At 67.4% G+C, this 14,158-nt stretch carries 17 protein-coding genes; 6 read left to right on the top strand and 11 right to left on the bottom strand.

Features of this window, described 5'->3' with window-relative positions; genetic code table 11:
* Nucleotides 1-27 precede the first annotated feature (27 nt).
* The 9 genes from AC5P7U_RS13670 to AC5P7U_RS13630 form a co-directional block, all read right to left on the bottom strand.
* On the bottom strand, nt 28-288 hold the full coding sequence (locus tag AC5P7U_RS13670; RefSeq protein WP_495221203.1) for a hypothetical protein: 261 nt from the start codon (nt 286-288) through the stop codon (nt 28-30).
* The gene (locus tag AC5P7U_RS13665; protein WP_495221202.1) at nt 272-649 is read right to left on the bottom strand and encodes a hypothetical protein; all 378 of its coding nucleotides are present in this window, start codon (nt 647-649) and stop codon (nt 272-274) included. The genes AC5P7U_RS13670 and AC5P7U_RS13665 overlap by 17 nt, the downstream gene beginning before the upstream one ends.
* On the bottom strand, nt 646-1,131 hold the full coding sequence (locus AC5P7U_RS13660) for a glycoside hydrolase family 24 protein (RefSeq protein ID WP_164240523.1): 486 nt from the start codon (nt 1,129-1,131) through the stop codon (nt 646-648). Before AC5P7U_RS13660 ends, AC5P7U_RS13665 begins: the two co-directional genes overlap by 4 nt.
* Nucleotides 1,128-1,478, bottom strand: a complete 351-nt coding sequence (locus tag AC5P7U_RS13655; RefSeq protein ID WP_164086085.1) for a hypothetical protein — start codon at nt 1,476-1,478, stop codon at nt 1,128-1,130. Before AC5P7U_RS13655 ends, AC5P7U_RS13660 begins: the two co-directional genes overlap by 4 nt.
* Nucleotides 1,475-1,903, bottom strand: a complete 429-nt coding sequence (locus AC5P7U_RS13650) for a helix-turn-helix domain-containing protein (RefSeq protein WP_495221201.1) — start codon at nt 1,901-1,903, stop codon at nt 1,475-1,477. The genes AC5P7U_RS13655 and AC5P7U_RS13650 overlap by 4 nt, the downstream gene beginning before the upstream one ends.
* A 352-nt stretch (nt 1,904-2,255) precedes the next feature.
* Entirely contained in the window at nt 2,256-2,633 is a 378-nt protein-coding gene (locus AC5P7U_RS13645) for a hypothetical protein (protein ID WP_004154679.1), read from the bottom strand.
* 152 nt (nt 2,634-2,785) lie between these two features.
* The gene (locus AC5P7U_RS13640) at nt 2,786-3,337 is read right to left on the bottom strand and encodes a nucleoside/nucleotide kinase family protein (RefSeq protein WP_197563750.1); all 552 of its coding nucleotides are present in this window, start codon (nt 3,335-3,337) and stop codon (nt 2,786-2,788) included.
* Nucleotides 3,338-3,378: 41 nt separating this feature from the next.
* Complete coding sequence (locus AC5P7U_RS13635; protein WP_197563751.1) at nt 3,379-3,606, bottom strand: hypothetical protein; 228 nt, start codon at nt 3,604-3,606, stop codon at nt 3,379-3,381.
* Nucleotides 3,607-3,763: 157 nt separating this feature from the next.
* Nucleotides 3,764-6,100, bottom strand: a complete 2,337-nt coding sequence (locus AC5P7U_RS13630; RefSeq protein ID WP_197563752.1) for a VapE domain-containing protein — start codon at nt 6,098-6,100, stop codon at nt 3,764-3,766.
* A gap of 480 nt (nt 6,101-6,580) precedes the next feature.
* Between AC5P7U_RS13630 and AC5P7U_RS13625 the strand changes: the two genes are divergently transcribed.
* The 5 genes from AC5P7U_RS13625 (at nt 6,581) to AC5P7U_RS13605 (ending at nt 11,453) form a co-directional block, all read left to right on the top strand.
* Nucleotides 6,581-6,805, top strand: coding sequence for a hypothetical protein (locus AC5P7U_RS13625; protein ID WP_004154683.1), 225 nt, complete (start codon nt 6,581-6,583; stop codon nt 6,803-6,805).
* Between the two features lie 11 nt (nt 6,806-6,816).
* The gene (locus tag AC5P7U_RS13620) at nt 6,817-7,071 is read left to right on the top strand and encodes a hypothetical protein (protein ID WP_004154684.1); all 255 of its coding nucleotides are present in this window, start codon (nt 6,817-6,819) and stop codon (nt 7,069-7,071) included.
* A gap of 211 nt (nt 7,072-7,282) precedes the next feature.
* Nucleotides 7,283-7,669, top strand: coding sequence for a DUF2946 family protein (locus AC5P7U_RS13615; RefSeq protein WP_004154685.1), 387 nt, complete (start codon nt 7,283-7,285; stop codon nt 7,667-7,669).
* A 128-nt stretch (nt 7,670-7,797) separates the two neighbouring features.
* Entirely contained in the window at nt 7,798-9,936 is a 2,139-nt protein-coding gene (locus tag AC5P7U_RS13610; protein WP_414555239.1) for a TonB-dependent receptor, read from the top strand.
* Nucleotides 9,937-9,947: 11 nt separating this feature from the next.
* The gene (locus tag AC5P7U_RS13605) at nt 9,948-11,453 is read left to right on the top strand and encodes a PepSY domain-containing protein (protein ID WP_197563754.1); all 1,506 of its coding nucleotides are present in this window, start codon (nt 9,948-9,950) and stop codon (nt 11,451-11,453) included.
* A gap of 9 nt (nt 11,454-11,462) precedes the next feature.
* Here the strand turns inward: AC5P7U_RS13605 and AC5P7U_RS13600 are convergent, their stop codons facing one another.
* Both AC5P7U_RS13600 and AC5P7U_RS13595 read right to left on the bottom strand, forming a co-directional pair.
* Nucleotides 11,463-12,596, bottom strand: coding sequence for an MFS transporter (locus AC5P7U_RS13600; RefSeq protein ID WP_197563755.1), 1,134 nt, complete (start codon nt 12,594-12,596; stop codon nt 11,463-11,465).
* An 11-nt stretch (nt 12,597-12,607) separates the two neighbouring features.
* Nucleotides 12,608-13,384, bottom strand: coding sequence for a DeoR family transcriptional regulator (locus AC5P7U_RS13595; RefSeq protein WP_197563756.1), 777 nt, complete (start codon nt 13,382-13,384; stop codon nt 12,608-12,610).
* A gap of 126 nt (nt 13,385-13,510) precedes the next feature.
* On the opposite strand from AC5P7U_RS13595, the gene smqnr reads away from it, so the two are divergent.
* Nucleotides 13,511-14,158, top strand: a complete 648-nt coding sequence (gene smqnr / locus AC5P7U_RS13590; RefSeq protein WP_312560172.1) for a SmQnr family pentapeptide repeat protein — start codon at nt 13,511-13,513, stop codon at nt 14,156-14,158.

Raw genomic sequence — 14,158 nt, 5'->3', positions numbered from 1 at the left:
TTGCAGGCGTGGCCGCGAGCGGCGGGGTCAGGGCAGGGTCTTGCTGGCGCCGGCTGCAGTGCCGCAGCTGGCAGGCGCGACCGGCAACGCACCGTTGATGGTGAAACCGCTCTGGTTGCCAAGGCTGTACAACAGCGCCCGCAGCTGGTCGGCGAGTTCGTGGTATCGGCGCGCGACGGCGACGTGGTTGCGCAGCAGCGCATCGTCGTCGGCGCCCTGCAGGTCCGGCAGCTCAGGGGGTGTCTGCAACTGTGCCGGTGCGATGCTGAGGTCAACGTGGCAGGGCATGGCCGGCGTTGGCTTCGCGCCAGATGCGCACGAACTCAGCATCAGCATTGCCGCGATCGCGGCCAGGAGTCTTGGCATGGGTGTCGATGTCCCGTTGCAGGGCGTTGAACTGCTGGGTGCGCTCGGCCTGCGTGGCCAGGCGCTGCGATTCGACCCGGGCGCTGGCACGGGCGTTGGCGAGGTCCTGCTGATGTGCGGCCTGCGCCGTATCAGCGCGGGATGCCTGCTGTGCGGCCTGGGCGCTGGCAGCGGCCAGGTCCGCGCTGCGGTCCCGCAGGGTCCACCCCAGCCAGGCGAAACCGGCATGACTGCCGACGAGCAGTAGCAGGCCGACGCGCAGCCTCAGCGCGAGTGGGGTCATGCCAGGGCTCCACCCGCGGCGCGATAGGCAGCGCGCAGCGTTTCCAGTGCGTGTTCCTTCTGCCCATACCCGGCGCCCGGCAGCGATGCCCAGATGCGCCGTGCCGCGCTGACGGCGGCGTCGAATCGTCCCAGCCGGACCAGCTCGTAGGCACCGCATTGCTTGAGCAGGGCGACCGCGGCGCGATCCTGCGAGACCGGGCCGAAGTCGGGCAGGCCCAGGCGTGCGCGCAGGTCGTCCCAGGTACTGCGCAGGAACTGGTAACGGCCGGCGGCGCTGGATTTGATGCCATAGCGCGGCAGCGACACCAGGACGCGGGGATGGTCGCGGTAGGTGCCGAGCAGCTGGCCACCGACGATCACGTCGTAGCCGCGGTCACGTGAGCGCTGGCTGGGAATGTCGGTACCCTCGGACACGGCCAGCATGTCGAGGAACGCGGCCACGTTGGCACCGCCGAGGGCGCTGGCGGCGGCGGCGGTCATGCAGCGGCTCCCGGCTGCTTGCGCACCAGCGCCAGCAGCGCGTCTATCTGCACGCTCTGCTGGGCGATCTGTGCACGCAGGGCGTTGACCTCGCCACGCAGTTGCCCGATCTCCTGCGCCATCGCCTCGCGTTCGTGCATCAGGCCATCGGCGCGGGTGCGCTCGGCGGCAAGTTGCTCCTGCAGGGTGCGCAGGGTGTTGCTGGTGGCTTCATCGGCGGTGCGGTCGACCTTGGCCGACGACAGCCATTGGCGCAGCCACAGCGACACCGCGATCAATACGCCGGAGGTACCGCCCAGGTACTTGGCCCAGTCCGGCAGGCCGGCCAGCAGGTCGCTCTCGTTCATGCGCGTGCGTATCCCTTGAGCAGGGCCGGGTGCACCGCCGGCGGTGGCGTGGAGCGGGCATCGCGCAGGGCGCGCTTGATGGTGGTCTGCGAGACACCGAACTCACGCGCGACGTGGTCGCGTGGTACGCCGCTGGCAACGGCACGTGCGATGCGTTCACGGCGCTGCTGCGCGCCGGCAGCGAAGCAGGAGGCCAGGAACAGCAGCTCGCCACCGAAGTGCGCGACCAGCTGCTGGGCGACGTCGTAGCCGAGGATGTCGATCAGCCGGTGCTGGTCGGGCAGGGTGGACGGCACGTAGACGATGACGCGGTGGCGGCCGGTCGTGCTGGAGGTGGTCGGCGGCCATGCGCGCACCAGCGTGAGGGCTGCGGATTCGCCGATGACCTCGGCGAGGGTCTGGATGCTGTCGGGCAGGGCGTTCATGAGGAGTGTCGTCAGTGGCATTGATCTCCACTGTTGCCCTCCCGTTCTTCTGGTCAACACCTTTCATCTACTTTGGAAATTGCGCGCTGAAGGCATTCAGTGAGCCTGAGTACCGATGAGGACGGCGCTGCGGATGCCTGCGGCGGCTCTTGCCGGGTTGTCGTTGCCGCGGCTGTTTTCCGTATTCCTGTACTCGCTGTCCTCACCGTGTGGAAACAGAGGCAGGTCAAGGGGAATCCGGCAGGTATGGGGTGAGGATGGCCTTGTTGCCCGCCCTCACGTCCGGGCGCAGGCCCGGAAACAAAAAAGCCCCGGACGATGCCGGGGCTTCAGGGCTGCAGGTGGGGCTGGGTCAAAGGTCGAACACCAGGTTGCCGCCGGTCTTGCGTGGGATGTAGCCGGCGTCGCGCAGCCAGCGTGCCGCATTGACCTGGTCCATGCGCTTGACCGGAAAGCGGTTGGCGAACATCAGGAAGCGCGCCACCGTGATCGACTCACCCTTGCCCTTCAGGGCGGCCAGGGTTTCGGTGAACCACGGTGCGGGCGGCTGCTGCCTGCCGGGGCGGGCCACGGTACGGGCCTGCGTCGAGCTGCCATCGCCGGCCCGGGCCAGCGAGCACAGCGAGATGAAGATCGCGTCCAGGCTCACGACGTCCTTGCCACCCTTGGGCTGGGACTTGAACAATTCGATGGCCTTGAGGCGCGTCGACGCGAACTGTTCGACCTCCATGGGGTTTCCTCTCTGCGAAAATTGGTGGGGGGATGCAGGGTGACGACAGGTGTCGTCGGTGATGAGGCGACCTTACATCATTTTCGCCGATGATGGGCCACGACCTGCGCTCGGATGAGTGGGAATAGAGATCACACGGCCCCGCGCCGTGCTCAGATCACGCCGCGCGACAGCAGCTGGTCCAGCGTCCTGCGCACCAGATCGGCCGGGGTGCCGTCATTGTTTACTTCGATGTCGACCAGATGGTCCGGCAAGGCCTGTTCGCTGGCATGGCCCGGACGGCTGACGCGGATCACGACACCGCCACGGCGGCGGATCGCGCGGGCTTCATCGGCCAAGCGCACATCCGGCACCAGTCCGCCTGCAGGCAGGCGTGCGAACAACGCGCGCTCCCGCAGTTCGGGGAGGATGCAATCACGCCCCGATCCGGTTCCGGCGCTCTGCATCAACTGCTGAGGGATGAGCTCAGCCAGCGCCCGCAGCGGTGCCGCAAAGCTGTCGCAGGGCAGCGCCAGTGCCGAGGCCAATCCATTGGCCAGGGTGTCCTTGCCCGCATGCTTGGCGCCGGTGATGCCGATGTAGAGCGGACCCACCGCCTGCGGGGCAGGCCGCAGCGGCGTGCGGCCCAGGGCGGGGCCGGCACGGAATGCGGCCAGGGTGTCGGCGATCATGCGATGGCCACTGTCGAGGGAGGCGGGAATCATGCGGAATCTACTCCTGGAAGAAGGTGGCAGCCGGCGATGGGTCAGGAATCGCGACTGCCAGCACCGCGCGCGCGCAGCAGGCGCTGGGTGATGCGCCCCCCGCGGGCGGCGGCCGCGACAGGGTCAAAGCAGAGCATGGCGGTGCGGGTACGACGGCCAGCGGCAAGGTGATCGCGGATGGTCCGTTCGGACAGCACCGGTACCCGCTGGTGGATCTGCCGCACGGTCAGCTGTTCGCCTTCGAAGGCATGCAGTTGGGGACGAGGCATGACGGAAGCGCTCCTGGAAGGTGGCGTGGCCGAGATAGGCATCTTGCCTTCACGGGCCGCCTTAGTCAACACCTTTCATCTACTTGTATCTTGGATCGTGCCGCCGGGTGGTGGTCCCCGCCAATGCCCTTCTCGTGCACCCGGGGGGAACGAGGCTCTAGAACGGACCTGCCGCCTGCTCGCCGAGGGTGAGCCTGCGCGGCGGCATCAGCCAGACCTTGGCCCGCTCCTTGCCCACCACGCGCGTACGTACGCCATGGCGCTTGACCACATAGGCGGCCGCCTCGTTGACGTCGCGACGGTTCGGCTTGTCGATGCCCGCGGCAATGACGATCTCGGTGGCGCGGTAGTGCGCGTTCCAGTGCTCGGTAGGCAGCGACCAGTCGAAGCGGCGGTCGATCAGTTCGGCGATCGGCGAGATCGGTTCGTGCTCGCTGTTGGTGGTATTCAGTGCATCCAGTTCCTCGGCGGACAGGTGCCAGGTTTCGCCCTGGCAGTACAGCGCATGGGCCTCGGCCCACACCTGCTGCATGTCGATGCGCGCCGGTTCGCCCAGTGCCACGGCATGCACGGTCCACCAGCGCGTGTTGCCGGTCGCGTCGCGCAGGAAGCGCTCGTCATTGACACTGGCAAACAGGATGGTGCGGCGCGCATAGCGCGATTCGTTGCGCGCGTATGGACGGCGGATCTCATCATGGCTGCGCGAGATGAACGATTTCAGCGCGGCGATATCGGTGCGGCGGAAGGTGGCATCCACTTCACCCAGTTCGACGATCCACTTGGAGATGACCTGCTTGATGCTGTCCTTGTTGGCCGGATCGAGCACCACGCCGTCGGCGATCAGCTGCAGCTCGGCCGGTGCCAGTTGCCGGGCCCAGCGTGTCTTGCCCAGATTCTGTTTCGAGACGAACGTCAGCACACCCCGCGCCACCACGCCATCGGGCTCAAAGGCCGCCGCCACGCCGGAGACCAGCCAGCGTCGCATCAGTACTTCCTTCAGGACGCGCCCGTCGGCCATGCGCGTGGGCTGCGCTTCCTGCACCGTATCGAAGAAGGCCTGCAGACGGGACTGGCCGTCCCATGGGCGTGAGGTGATCCAGCTGGCGACCGGATTGTAGGGGTTGGCTTCGGCCACCTGGCACAGGTTGGTTTCGAAGCTGGCGGTGGTCATGCCAGCGCGGTGCATGCAGTCCATCACTTCACCGGCAGCCACTTCCTTGGCATTGTCCACCGTGCTCTGCAGGCCCGGCACCAGGATCTCCAGGTCCTTGCGGATGACGTTGTAGCGCACGGTCACGCCGGTGCGCCGGCACAGTTCGGCCAGATTGCGTGCGGTGGGCAATGGGCGGCCGCGCGCGCTGGTATCGGGAAAGGGCGTGAAGGCATCGAACGCGGACAGGTTGCCGGGCACCTGATAGCTCGCGCTGGCTGCCGAAGGTGGGACGTCGCCGGCCATGTCATGTTCCGCCACGGCGGCTGGTGGCGGCAGGAGCTGCGCGCGGACTGCCTCCAGCCCCTCGCGCAGGTGCAGGTCGTTGAAGTCGGTAGGGCGGTCACTGTCACCGTGCACTGCGGAGAACTCGGGCCATGCCACGCGTGCATCGATCTCCGCAGCGGCGCGCGTTGCCTGGGTGACGCCGGGATTGTCCACGGGCTGCCGGGTCCATTGATCGTTGTCCGCGCAGAGCACGAACACACCGTCAGGCACGGCGCTGCGCCAGGCGCGGGCGACTGCGGCGAGGTTGCCGGCATCCCAGGCGACCACCACGCACCAACCGGTGGCCTGATGGATGGAGGCGGCGGTGGCATAGCCCTCGGCGATGGCGATCGGCTGTGCAGCGAGCGGCTTGCCGATGACATGGAAACACCCCTGTTTGCGGCCACCGGACAGGAAGTCCTTGTCGCGGCCCAGTGCCGGCTCCAGGCGCGGAAAGATCGCCTGCAGCGAGACGATCCGACCGGCTGCGTTCATCACCGGCACCAGCAGCGCGTTGTCGACGTGGCGGAAGACCAGGCCGTCGCTGTTGCGTACCGGCCACGGCGCCACCCGCAGGCCATGCGCAGGGATGCCCTTGCGCACCAGATAGGGATGGCTGCCGTCCGCCGGTACCGCGCGGTTCCACAGGACGTTGGCGGCCTTGGCGGCGGCCTCCTCGCGTTCACGCTGCTGCTGCTCGCGTTCGGCACGGGCCGCCTCCTGGCGGTGGCGGATGGCGCGCTGTTCGGCGGCGCTGAGCGTGCCGGGTGACTTCGCGCACCAGGCATGACGGGTGCCGGTACGCCAGCTGCCGAACTCGCCGGCCGGCACCTGGTCACCGAACAGTACAGCCCACCCATTGCGAGTGCCGGGGCGGTCACCCTGCACATGGAAGCGCACCAGCATGCCGTCGGCATTGAGTGACTCGCGGCCGCGGGCGTCCGGCACGATGCCGTGTGCGTGCATGACCTGCAGGAACGCAGGAACGACGTCCTGCGCTGGGTGCGATGTGTGCATTCGGCGAAGCCCCTTGAAGCGTGGTCCGGTTCACCGCAGCCTGTCGATGCGCAGCGTGATTCATGCCGGGCGCAGTGCACGTGGCGACCGGCCGACGCGGCAGGGTCAGCCGCAGAGGGGAAGCGGTGATGCGGCCATGGTGTCGGAACGACCTCTCTTTTGCAACACCTTGCGACACCTTGCATCCCCGACCCTGCCGATGCACTTGGGTGCTCGGGGGATCTGCGATGACCTTCGCAGATTGTCGCTTTTGCGGTGGCGTGTCGCAGTTGGCGAGAACCGTTTTTCCGATGATGCCGTCGCCGTCAGAGACGGCCTTCCGACCCGCCTTCCGCCCCTCCGGGCGCCCATGCACAAGGAGCCTGAATGCCTGAAATCCACTGCAACAACGAACGCCGATCCGATCACGGACGTGTCTCGTCCAGCGCCGTTGTGGCGTTCTCAATCGGTGCGACCACCCCCCGATAAAATACAGCCGGCATGACGGACACCATCGACGAAGCGCAGGAACTGGAAGCGCGCCATCTGCAACAGGCATTGGCCCAGCACGCAATGCGGGCCCGCGCTGTTGCCCCTCTCACACCCATTGGGGAATGCCACAACCCGGACTGCAGCGAAGACTTCGACAACGATCCGGCCAGGCTGTTCTGTGGGCCTGCCTGTGCCGAGCGCTACGAAGCCATCCATCAACACCGCAACGCATAGGAACAGGGGACATGTCTCTGAACAGCAACGACGCTGGATTCACCGAACGCATCGCCGGAGTGTCGGCCGAGCTCGCCGTGCTGGTGAGCCTGGTGGAGCACCACATCCATCTGCAATTGGCTGACCTGGCCGATTCGGGCGACATGGATGCCCAGGAGCGATTCGCGGTCGCCGATCCGGAGCGCTGGTTGGAGAACGCCCGCCACAGCCTGCAGGTGGGCGTCATGTTCCTGGAACGCGCGGTGCGGCAGCCCGCCCGGTTCTAGCGTTGCCGCGTGGGGACGGAAGGGGCCGGTGTGGTCGCCTTCCGTCCCCACTGCAGGACGCAGTGCGCTGCGCGACGGGGGCTGCGTCATAACGTCGCACCGCCTGTGCAGCAACCCTGAACGTGGTCCAAGGTTGGCCGCGCCCCCGTAGAATGGCAGCGTGCGCCGTTCTGTTCTCCATCGCCGGTTCCAGGCTCTGGCATGGCTTGCCATGCTGCTGGTGCTGCTCGCCCCGCTGGTGAGCCGCTGGCTGGCGCACGGCCACGTTGCGGCGAGCGCACCGGTGGCGGCAATCGACCACAGCCTGCACGCACCGCATGTGATGGACGGCCACCACGACCATCATGCGATGGCGATGCAGCACGGCGAATCGGCACCGAAGCCTGCTGCCGACCCCCATGCCGATCATGAGATGGGCGTGGACTGCGATTACTGCCTGATCGCCGCGCGGATGATCACCCTTCTGGTGGCAGCGCTGCTGCTGTTGGCGCCGATGACGCCGGTCTGCCGCGCATTGCGCGGTGCGGTGCAGGCCCTGCCGCAGCGGATCAGCGGCACCCTGGGAGCGCGTGGGCCACCGGTCCTCAGGACCGCCTGAGCCACACGCGCGCTGCAGTGATCTTCCTGCCATGAGGTTGCCGGCCACGGCCGGTGCCCGCACGCGCGTGCCTGTCCCTTTCTGATTGCTGCCCTGCAGTGCGGGGTGGCCTTGCATGCCGTGACCCAATGAAAACCAACCCCAACTCCGCGTGCCTGCGCCGGGCGCTGCTGCCCGCGCTGTGTGCCTGGCTTCTGCAGGCGGCGCCTGCCCTTGCCGCCGATGCGGCGCCTCCCACCACGCTGGATACCGTGCGCGTGGTCGACACCCGCAGCAGTGAGCTGTCTTCCACCGCCAGCGCGGGCTCCACGCTGGGCCTGAGCGTGCTGCAGACGCCGGCCGCGCTCACCGTCATCAGCCGGGACCAGCTGGAGCAGCGCGGCGATACCAACCTCAACGATGCGATCAGCCGCGCAGGTGCGATCAGCGCCATGCCGCACCCCGGCAACGGCCTGAGCGCGCTGTCCAGCCGCGGCTTCACCGATGGGGCGTCGGTGATGCGGTTGTATGACGGGCTGCGCCAGTACGGCGGCGTGGGCATCACTTTCCCGTTCGATACCTGGTCGATCGAGCGCATCGAAGTGCTGCGTGGGCCAGCTTCGGTGATCCATGGTGACGGTGCGATCGGCGGTGTCATCAACATCGTGCCGAAGAAGCCCTCGCGCGGAGCCATCGAGAACGAAGTCAGCGTGACCGTCGGTAGCGAGGACACCGCACGCCTCGGATTCGGCAGCGGCGGCGCGCTGACCCCGGTGCTGGCGTACCGGCTGGATGTGAGTGGCAACTACAGCGGCGGGTGGGTCGATCGCGGGCGCAACAGTGACGCCACCTTCTCCGGTGCGCTGCTGTGGCAGCCGCGCGACGACCTGCAGCTGACCCTCACCCATGCGCAGGGCCAGCAGAGGCCGATGCGTTACTTCGGCACGCCGTTGATCGACGGTCGCCAGCTGGACGCGCTGCGCCACCGCAACTTCAACGTGGAAGACAGCCAGATCCGCTTCCGTGACCGCTGGACCCAGCTCGACGCGCTGTGGACGCCCACCGCGAACGTGGAATGGCGCACCCGCGTCTACCAGATCGACAGCCAGCGCGACTGGCGCAACGCCGAGGCCTATGTGTACAACCCACGCACCGGCCTGGTTGATCGCTCCGGCAATACCCGGATCACCCATAACCAGGACCAGACCGGGTTGACCTCGACGCTGCGCGTGCAGGGTGAGGTGGGCGGCCTGGTGAACAGCTTCGCGGTGGGGCTGGATGCCAACCGTGCGCACTTCAAGCACACCAACAACACCTATGCCGGCAGTTCGGGCCCGGTCGATCCGTTCCATCCGGTGCCAGGCACGTTCGTCAGCGATGCGCCGAACCTGCCGCGCTACCGCAACCGCGCCGAGCAGTACGCGCTGTTCGTGGAAGACCGGCTGGCACTGGGTGAGCGCTGGTCGGTGCTGGGGGCCCTGCGCCACGATCGTGCCGACATTGATCGTACCGATCTGATAAGCGGCCAGCGTGCGTTCTCCAAGACCTACAGCAGCACCGGGTGGCGCGCGGGCACGGTGTTTGCGCTGCGCCCGACGCTGAGCCTGTACGCGCAGTATTCGCAGGCAGCCGACCCGGTCAGCGGCCTGTTGATGATCAGCCCGGCCAACGGTGCGTTCGACCTGGCCAAGGGCCGGCAGATGGAGGTGGGCATGAAGCAGGCCTTCGACGTTGGCGAGTGGACGCTGGCCGCCTACCGCATCCGCAAGACCGGTCTGCTCAGCCGCGACCCGCTGCAGCCTGACCGCCGCGTGCAGATCGGCGCGCAGACTTCGCGTGGCATCGAGGCTTCGTTGAACTGGAACTTCGCGCCGCAGTGGTCGCTCGATGCCAACGCGACGGTGCTGAAGGCCGAGTTCGAGGACTTCCTGGAAACCGCGGGGACGCCACCGGTGCTGGTCTCGCGCGACGGCAATGTGCCGCCGAATGTGGCCGAACGCCTGGCCAATGTGTGGTTGAGCTGGCAGTTCCTGCCCGACTGGACCCTGGCCGGTGGCGCGCGCTACGTCGGCAAGCGCTACGCCGACAACGCCAACACGCTGGAACTGCCGGGCTACAGCACCACCGACCTGGCACTGACCTGGCAGGCCGCGCCGCGGACGCGGTTGTCGGCACGCATGCTCAATGTGTTCGACAAGGCCTACTACGCCACCGCGTACTACACCAGTACGCAGTGGTTGTCGGGTGCGGACCGGCGCGTCGAATTCACTGTCGATCATCGCTTCTGAGGGCAAGGGCCATGTCGCTGCGTTCCACCGCCAAGCGCTGGACCTACCTGGTGCATCGCTGGCTGGGCATCGGAGGATGCCTGTTGATGTTGCTGTGGTTCGTCAGCGGCATGGTGATGCTGTTCATCGGCTATCCAAAGCTGACATCCGGCGAGCGCCTGGCGGCGTTGCCGGTGCTGGGTGATGCCGTCGATTGGCGAGGGCTGTCGGCGCTGCCATACGCTGTACAGGCCGAGCCGGAAGCCGTGGCGCTGACCACGCTGCGTGGCGAACCCACCTATGTGGTGCGCAGCGGCAGCAACGTCGGTGCGTGGTCGGCGCGGACAGGCCAGGCGCTGCTGCCGGTGTCGGCACAGCAAGCTGAAGCGTCGGCAGCGCAGTTTGCCGGCGGGCAGGCGTTTGTCGGCGCAATGCGTGTGGATGAAGATCGCTGGACGCACTCGCGCGCGCTGGATGCGCATCGGCCGCTGTACCGGGTTGAGGTGGGCGGCGCGCAACCAGGCGATGTGTACGTGTCCTCGCATACCGGCGAGGTGGTGCTGGATGCGCCGCATGTGCAGCAGCGCTGGAACTATGTGGGCGCGTGGTTGCACTGGCTGTATTTCCTGCGCATGCAATCGGTGGATCCGGTATGGACGTGGGGGGTGATCGTGCTGTCCGCGCTGTGCACCGTGGCGGCGGTCAGCGGCATCGTGGTCGGCCTGTGGCGCTGGCGTTTCCGCGGGCGCTACCGCTCCGGCGCGAAGACGCCGTATGTCGAACCCTGGATGCGCTGGCACCACCTGATCGGGCTGGTCGCTGCTGCCTTCGTGTTCACCTGGATCTTCAGCGGCTTGATGTCGATGAATCCGCTGGGCGTGTTCAGCAGTACCCGCGATGCGATCGATGCCACTCGCTATCGCGGTGACAGGGTGGCGGTGGATGGGACGCTGGCCGAACCGTCGGCGTTGCTGGCGGTGGCCGGCGACGCGCGTTTCCGGCCGGTGGAAATCCAGTGGCGTCGCATCGGCGGCGAACTGTTCGCGGTGTTGCTGGACGGGCAGGGCGATAGCCGCATCGTGTCCAATGTGGACGGGCGGCTACAGGTCGCGCGCCAGTTGCCTGTTGCGCGCCTGCAGCAGCAGGCAGGCCTGATGTCGGATGCGCCGCTGCAGGACTTCCGCGTCCTGCAGTCGCCTGATGCCTATTTCTATCCGCGCGCGCCTGAGGCCATGAACGGTGCGGCCGTGCGCCGCTTCCCGGTGGCGGTTGCGGATTTCGATGATGCCGAAGCGACGCGTGTCTACCTCGACCTGGGCACCGGCGACCCGCTGTTGACGATGGGGCACCGCGAGCGGCTGGGGCGCTGGCTGTTCTACTTCCTGCACAGCTGGGACCTGCCGGCGATGCTGCGGCAGGACATCGCGCGACTGGGTGTGTTGTTGCTGCTGAGCGTGGCGGGTGCTGCGTTGTGCACGACTGCCACGGTAATCGGCTATCGGCGGTTGCGGATGAAGTTGCGGCGTCTGCGGCGCTGATGCGACGGGTCACAGCCGCAACCAACGGGTGGACATCGCCACCAGCAACAGGGCCGTCGCCACGCCGATGAACGCGGCGACCAGGCCGAAGTGATTGGCGGCGAAGCCGATCAGCGCCGGGCCGGCGAGGATGCCGGCAAAGCCAAGCGTAGACACCGCCGTAATCGCCAGTGCACCCGGCATACGGGTCTGGTGGCCGGCCAGCGAGAACAAAGCCGGTGCGATGTTGGCGCAGCCCATGCCCACCAACACATAGCCGAGCAGGGATGCCTGCCAGGGCGTAACCAGGGTCAGCACCAGCACGCCGCTGGCGGCGAGCAGGGCGCCGAACACGATCGCGCGCTGGCGACCGACGCGTGCCACCAGCACATCGCCGAACAGGCGCGCGACGGTCATGGTCAGGGTGAAGGTCACATAGCCGATGCCGGCCAGGCTGGCGTCGACACGACGTACGTCGGTGAGGAACACCGCGCTCCAGTCCAGCATCGCGCCTTCGCCGAGGAAGGCGATGAACGCCAGAATGCCGATGAACAGCACCACGCCGTGCGGCATCGCCAGCATCGGCGTGTCATGCGGCATGCGCTCGCGGTGCCAGTACGTCGCCGACAACAGCATCACCAGCAGCATGGCGCCTACGCCGATCAGCACCGACGCCAACGGTGGCAGCTGTGCCGAAAGCAGTACGGTCATGGCGGCCGCACCAAGGAAACCGCCGATGCTGAAGAAGGCATGGAAGCCGGACATCATCACGCGCCGGGCTTCGCGCTCGACGATCACCGCCTGCACGTTCATCGTGCAGTCCATCGCCCCCACCGCGGCACCGAACACGAACAGCACCAGCCCCAGCAGCCAGGCGGTGTCGGCCAGCACCAGCCCTGGCACGCTGAGGCAGATCAGCAACGTGCTGGCCACCATCACCCGACGGCAGCCCAGGCGTGCGGCCAGCACGCCGGACAGCGGCATCGCCAGCAGCGAACCGGCACCGAGGCAGAGCAGCACCAGGCCCAGCGTGGCATCGTTGATGTCCGTGCGTGACTTGGCGAAGGGCACCAGCGTGGCCCACAACGCGGTGGCGAAGCCGGGAATGAAGAATGCAGCGCGGGTCGCGTGCTGTTCGGCACGCGCGCGGTTGGCAATAGGCATGGGCGGTTCGGTCAGGGCAGGGTGGGATGCACTGTGATGCCGGCGGCACGGAAGCGGGCGGCCAGTGCGGGAGGCGCCGACGTGGTCAGCACCAGATCGTCGATCTCGTCGAGGCTGGCGATCTGCCAGTTGCCGCGCGCGCCGAGCTTTTCAGTGGTGGCAGCGACGATGACGCGGCTGCTGCACGCCACCATCGCGCGTTTCAGCGTGGCTTCTTCCGAATCCATCGCCCACACGCCGGTGTCGCCGTCCACCGCACACGGGCCCGGCAGGTACACATCGGCCCGCAGGCGCTGCACCTGGGCCAGCGCTTCGGCACCGACCGCGCCGCCACCGCTGGCCAGGCGGCCGCCGATCAGCTGCACGGCGGTGCCTTCATGCACGCTGGCGGCGGTGGCGATCTGCGGCGCGTTGGTGATCACCGTCAAGCCGAGAGCGGCCGGCAGCTGCTGGGCGATCGCCAGGTTGGTCGACCCGGCGTCGAGCAGTACCACCTGGCCGGGTTGCAGCAGTGCGCAGACACGGGCGGCCAGTTCGGCCTTGTCGCCGCGGTCGCGGGTCAGTCGTTCGCGCAGTGGGCGTTCCTGCGGCGGCGGCAGCACGGCGCCCCCGTAGACGCGCTGGCATAGCCCTTGCGCGGCCAGTTCGCGCAGGTCACGGCGGATCGAATCTTCGGAGACGGCATAGCGGCGCGCCAGCTCGGCGGCGATCACGCGACCCTGCTGGCGCAGTTCCTCGAGGATCTGCTGGGGGCGCTGGGCGGGGAGGGGGCTGGGATCGGAGCTCATGCTGAGAATCATGCACGACTGTGCATGAACGTGCAATATCAGGCATTGCGTTCCGCGGCGCTGGCGGGGTTGGGAATACGGCGCCTGCCCGGCATCATGGCCGCGCTCCCTGGCATGGAATCCCTGATGTCCCCCACCGTTCACCGCAAGCTGCGCATCGGCGCGGACCAGTACACCGGCCAGAAAGTGGTCGACCAGCAGTTCCATGAGTGCGATTTTTCCGGCGCCGACCTGACCGCCACCGAGTTCATCAACTGCAGCTTCTACGACGCCGACAGCCGCGCCGGCTGCCGCTTCAACGGTGCCACGCTGAAGGAAGCCAGTTTCCGCAGCTGCGACATCAGCATGTGCCACTTCAACTTCATCAAGGCACTGGGCCTGGAGATCAGCGAATGCCGCGCGCAGGGCGCGGATTTCAGCAATGCCAGCTTCATGAACCAGATCACCACCCGCAGCTGGTTCTGCAGTGCCTTCATCAAGAAGTCGAACCTGCGCTACGCCAATTTCTCGCGGGTGACGCTGGAAAAGTGCGAGCTGTGGGAGAACCGCTGGGACGGCGCCAATGTGAGCGGCGCCAGTTTCTCCGGCTCGGACCTGTCCGGTGGCCAGTTCGAGGGCATCGACTGGAACAGCGCCGATTTCACCGATTGCGACCTGACCAACTCGGAGCTGGGTGAGCTGGACCTGCGCAGCACCAACCTGCGTGGCGCCACGCTGGATGTGCAGCAGGTGGCGCTGTTGATGCAACGCATTGGCATCACCGTGGTGCCGTAG

Source organism: Stenotrophomonas sp. YJH_SMC_57 (assembly GCF_059369755.1).
The sequence above is the reverse complement of the archived record's forward strand: the minus strand, read 5'-3'. Positions and strand labels throughout refer to the sequence as shown.

Coding starts and splice junctions, on each gene's coding strand:
- AC5P7U_RS13670 (WP_495221203.1), bottom strand. CDS start 288: ATGCCCTGCCACGTTGACCTCAGCATCGCACCGGCACAGTTGCAGACA.
- AC5P7U_RS13665 (WP_495221202.1), bottom strand. CDS start 649: ATGACCCCACTCGCGCTGAGGCTGCGCGTCGGCCTGCTACTGCTCGTC.
- AC5P7U_RS13660 (WP_164240523.1), bottom strand. CDS start 1,131: ATGACCGCCGCCGCCGCCAGCGCCCTCGGCGGTGCCAACGTGGCCGCG.
- AC5P7U_RS13655 (WP_164086085.1), bottom strand. CDS start 1,478: ATGAACGAGAGCGACCTGCTGGCCGGCCTGCCGGACTGGGCCAAGTAC.
- AC5P7U_RS13650 (WP_495221201.1), bottom strand. CDS start 1,903: ATGAACGCCCTGCCCGACAGCATCCAGACCCTCGCCGAGGTCATCGGC.
- AC5P7U_RS13645 (WP_004154679.1), bottom strand. CDS start 2,633: ATGGAGGTCGAACAGTTCGCGTCGACGCGCCTCAAGGCCATCGAATTG.
- AC5P7U_RS13640 (WP_197563750.1), bottom strand. CDS start 3,337: ATGATTCCCGCCTCCCTCGACAGTGGCCATCGCATGATCGCCGACACC.
- AC5P7U_RS13635 (WP_197563751.1), bottom strand. CDS start 3,606: ATGCCTCGTCCCCAACTGCATGCCTTCGAAGGCGAACAGCTGACCGTG.
- AC5P7U_RS13630 (WP_197563752.1), bottom strand. CDS start 6,100: ATGCACACATCGCACCCAGCGCAGGACGTCGTTCCTGCGTTCCTGCAG.
- AC5P7U_RS13625 (WP_004154683.1), top strand. CDS start 6,581: ATGACGGACACCATCGACGAAGCGCAGGAACTGGAAGCGCGCCATCTG.
- AC5P7U_RS13620 (WP_004154684.1), top strand. CDS start 6,817: ATGTCTCTGAACAGCAACGACGCTGGATTCACCGAACGCATCGCCGGA.
- AC5P7U_RS13615 (WP_004154685.1), top strand. CDS start 7,283: ATGCTGCTGGTGCTGCTCGCCCCGCTGGTGAGCCGCTGGCTGGCGCAC.
- AC5P7U_RS13610 (WP_414555239.1), top strand. CDS start 7,798: ATGAAAACCAACCCCAACTCCGCGTGCCTGCGCCGGGCGCTGCTGCCC.
- AC5P7U_RS13605 (WP_197563754.1), top strand. CDS start 9,948: ATGTCGCTGCGTTCCACCGCCAAGCGCTGGACCTACCTGGTGCATCGC.
- AC5P7U_RS13600 (WP_197563755.1), bottom strand. CDS start 12,596: ATGCCTATTGCCAACCGCGCGCGTGCCGAACAGCACGCGACCCGCGCT.
- AC5P7U_RS13595 (WP_197563756.1), bottom strand. CDS start 13,384: ATGAGCTCCGATCCCAGCCCCCTCCCCGCCCAGCGCCCCCAGCAGATC.
- smqnr (WP_312560172.1), top strand. CDS start 13,511: ATGTCCCCCACCGTTCACCGCAAGCTGCGCATCGGCGCGGACCAGTAC.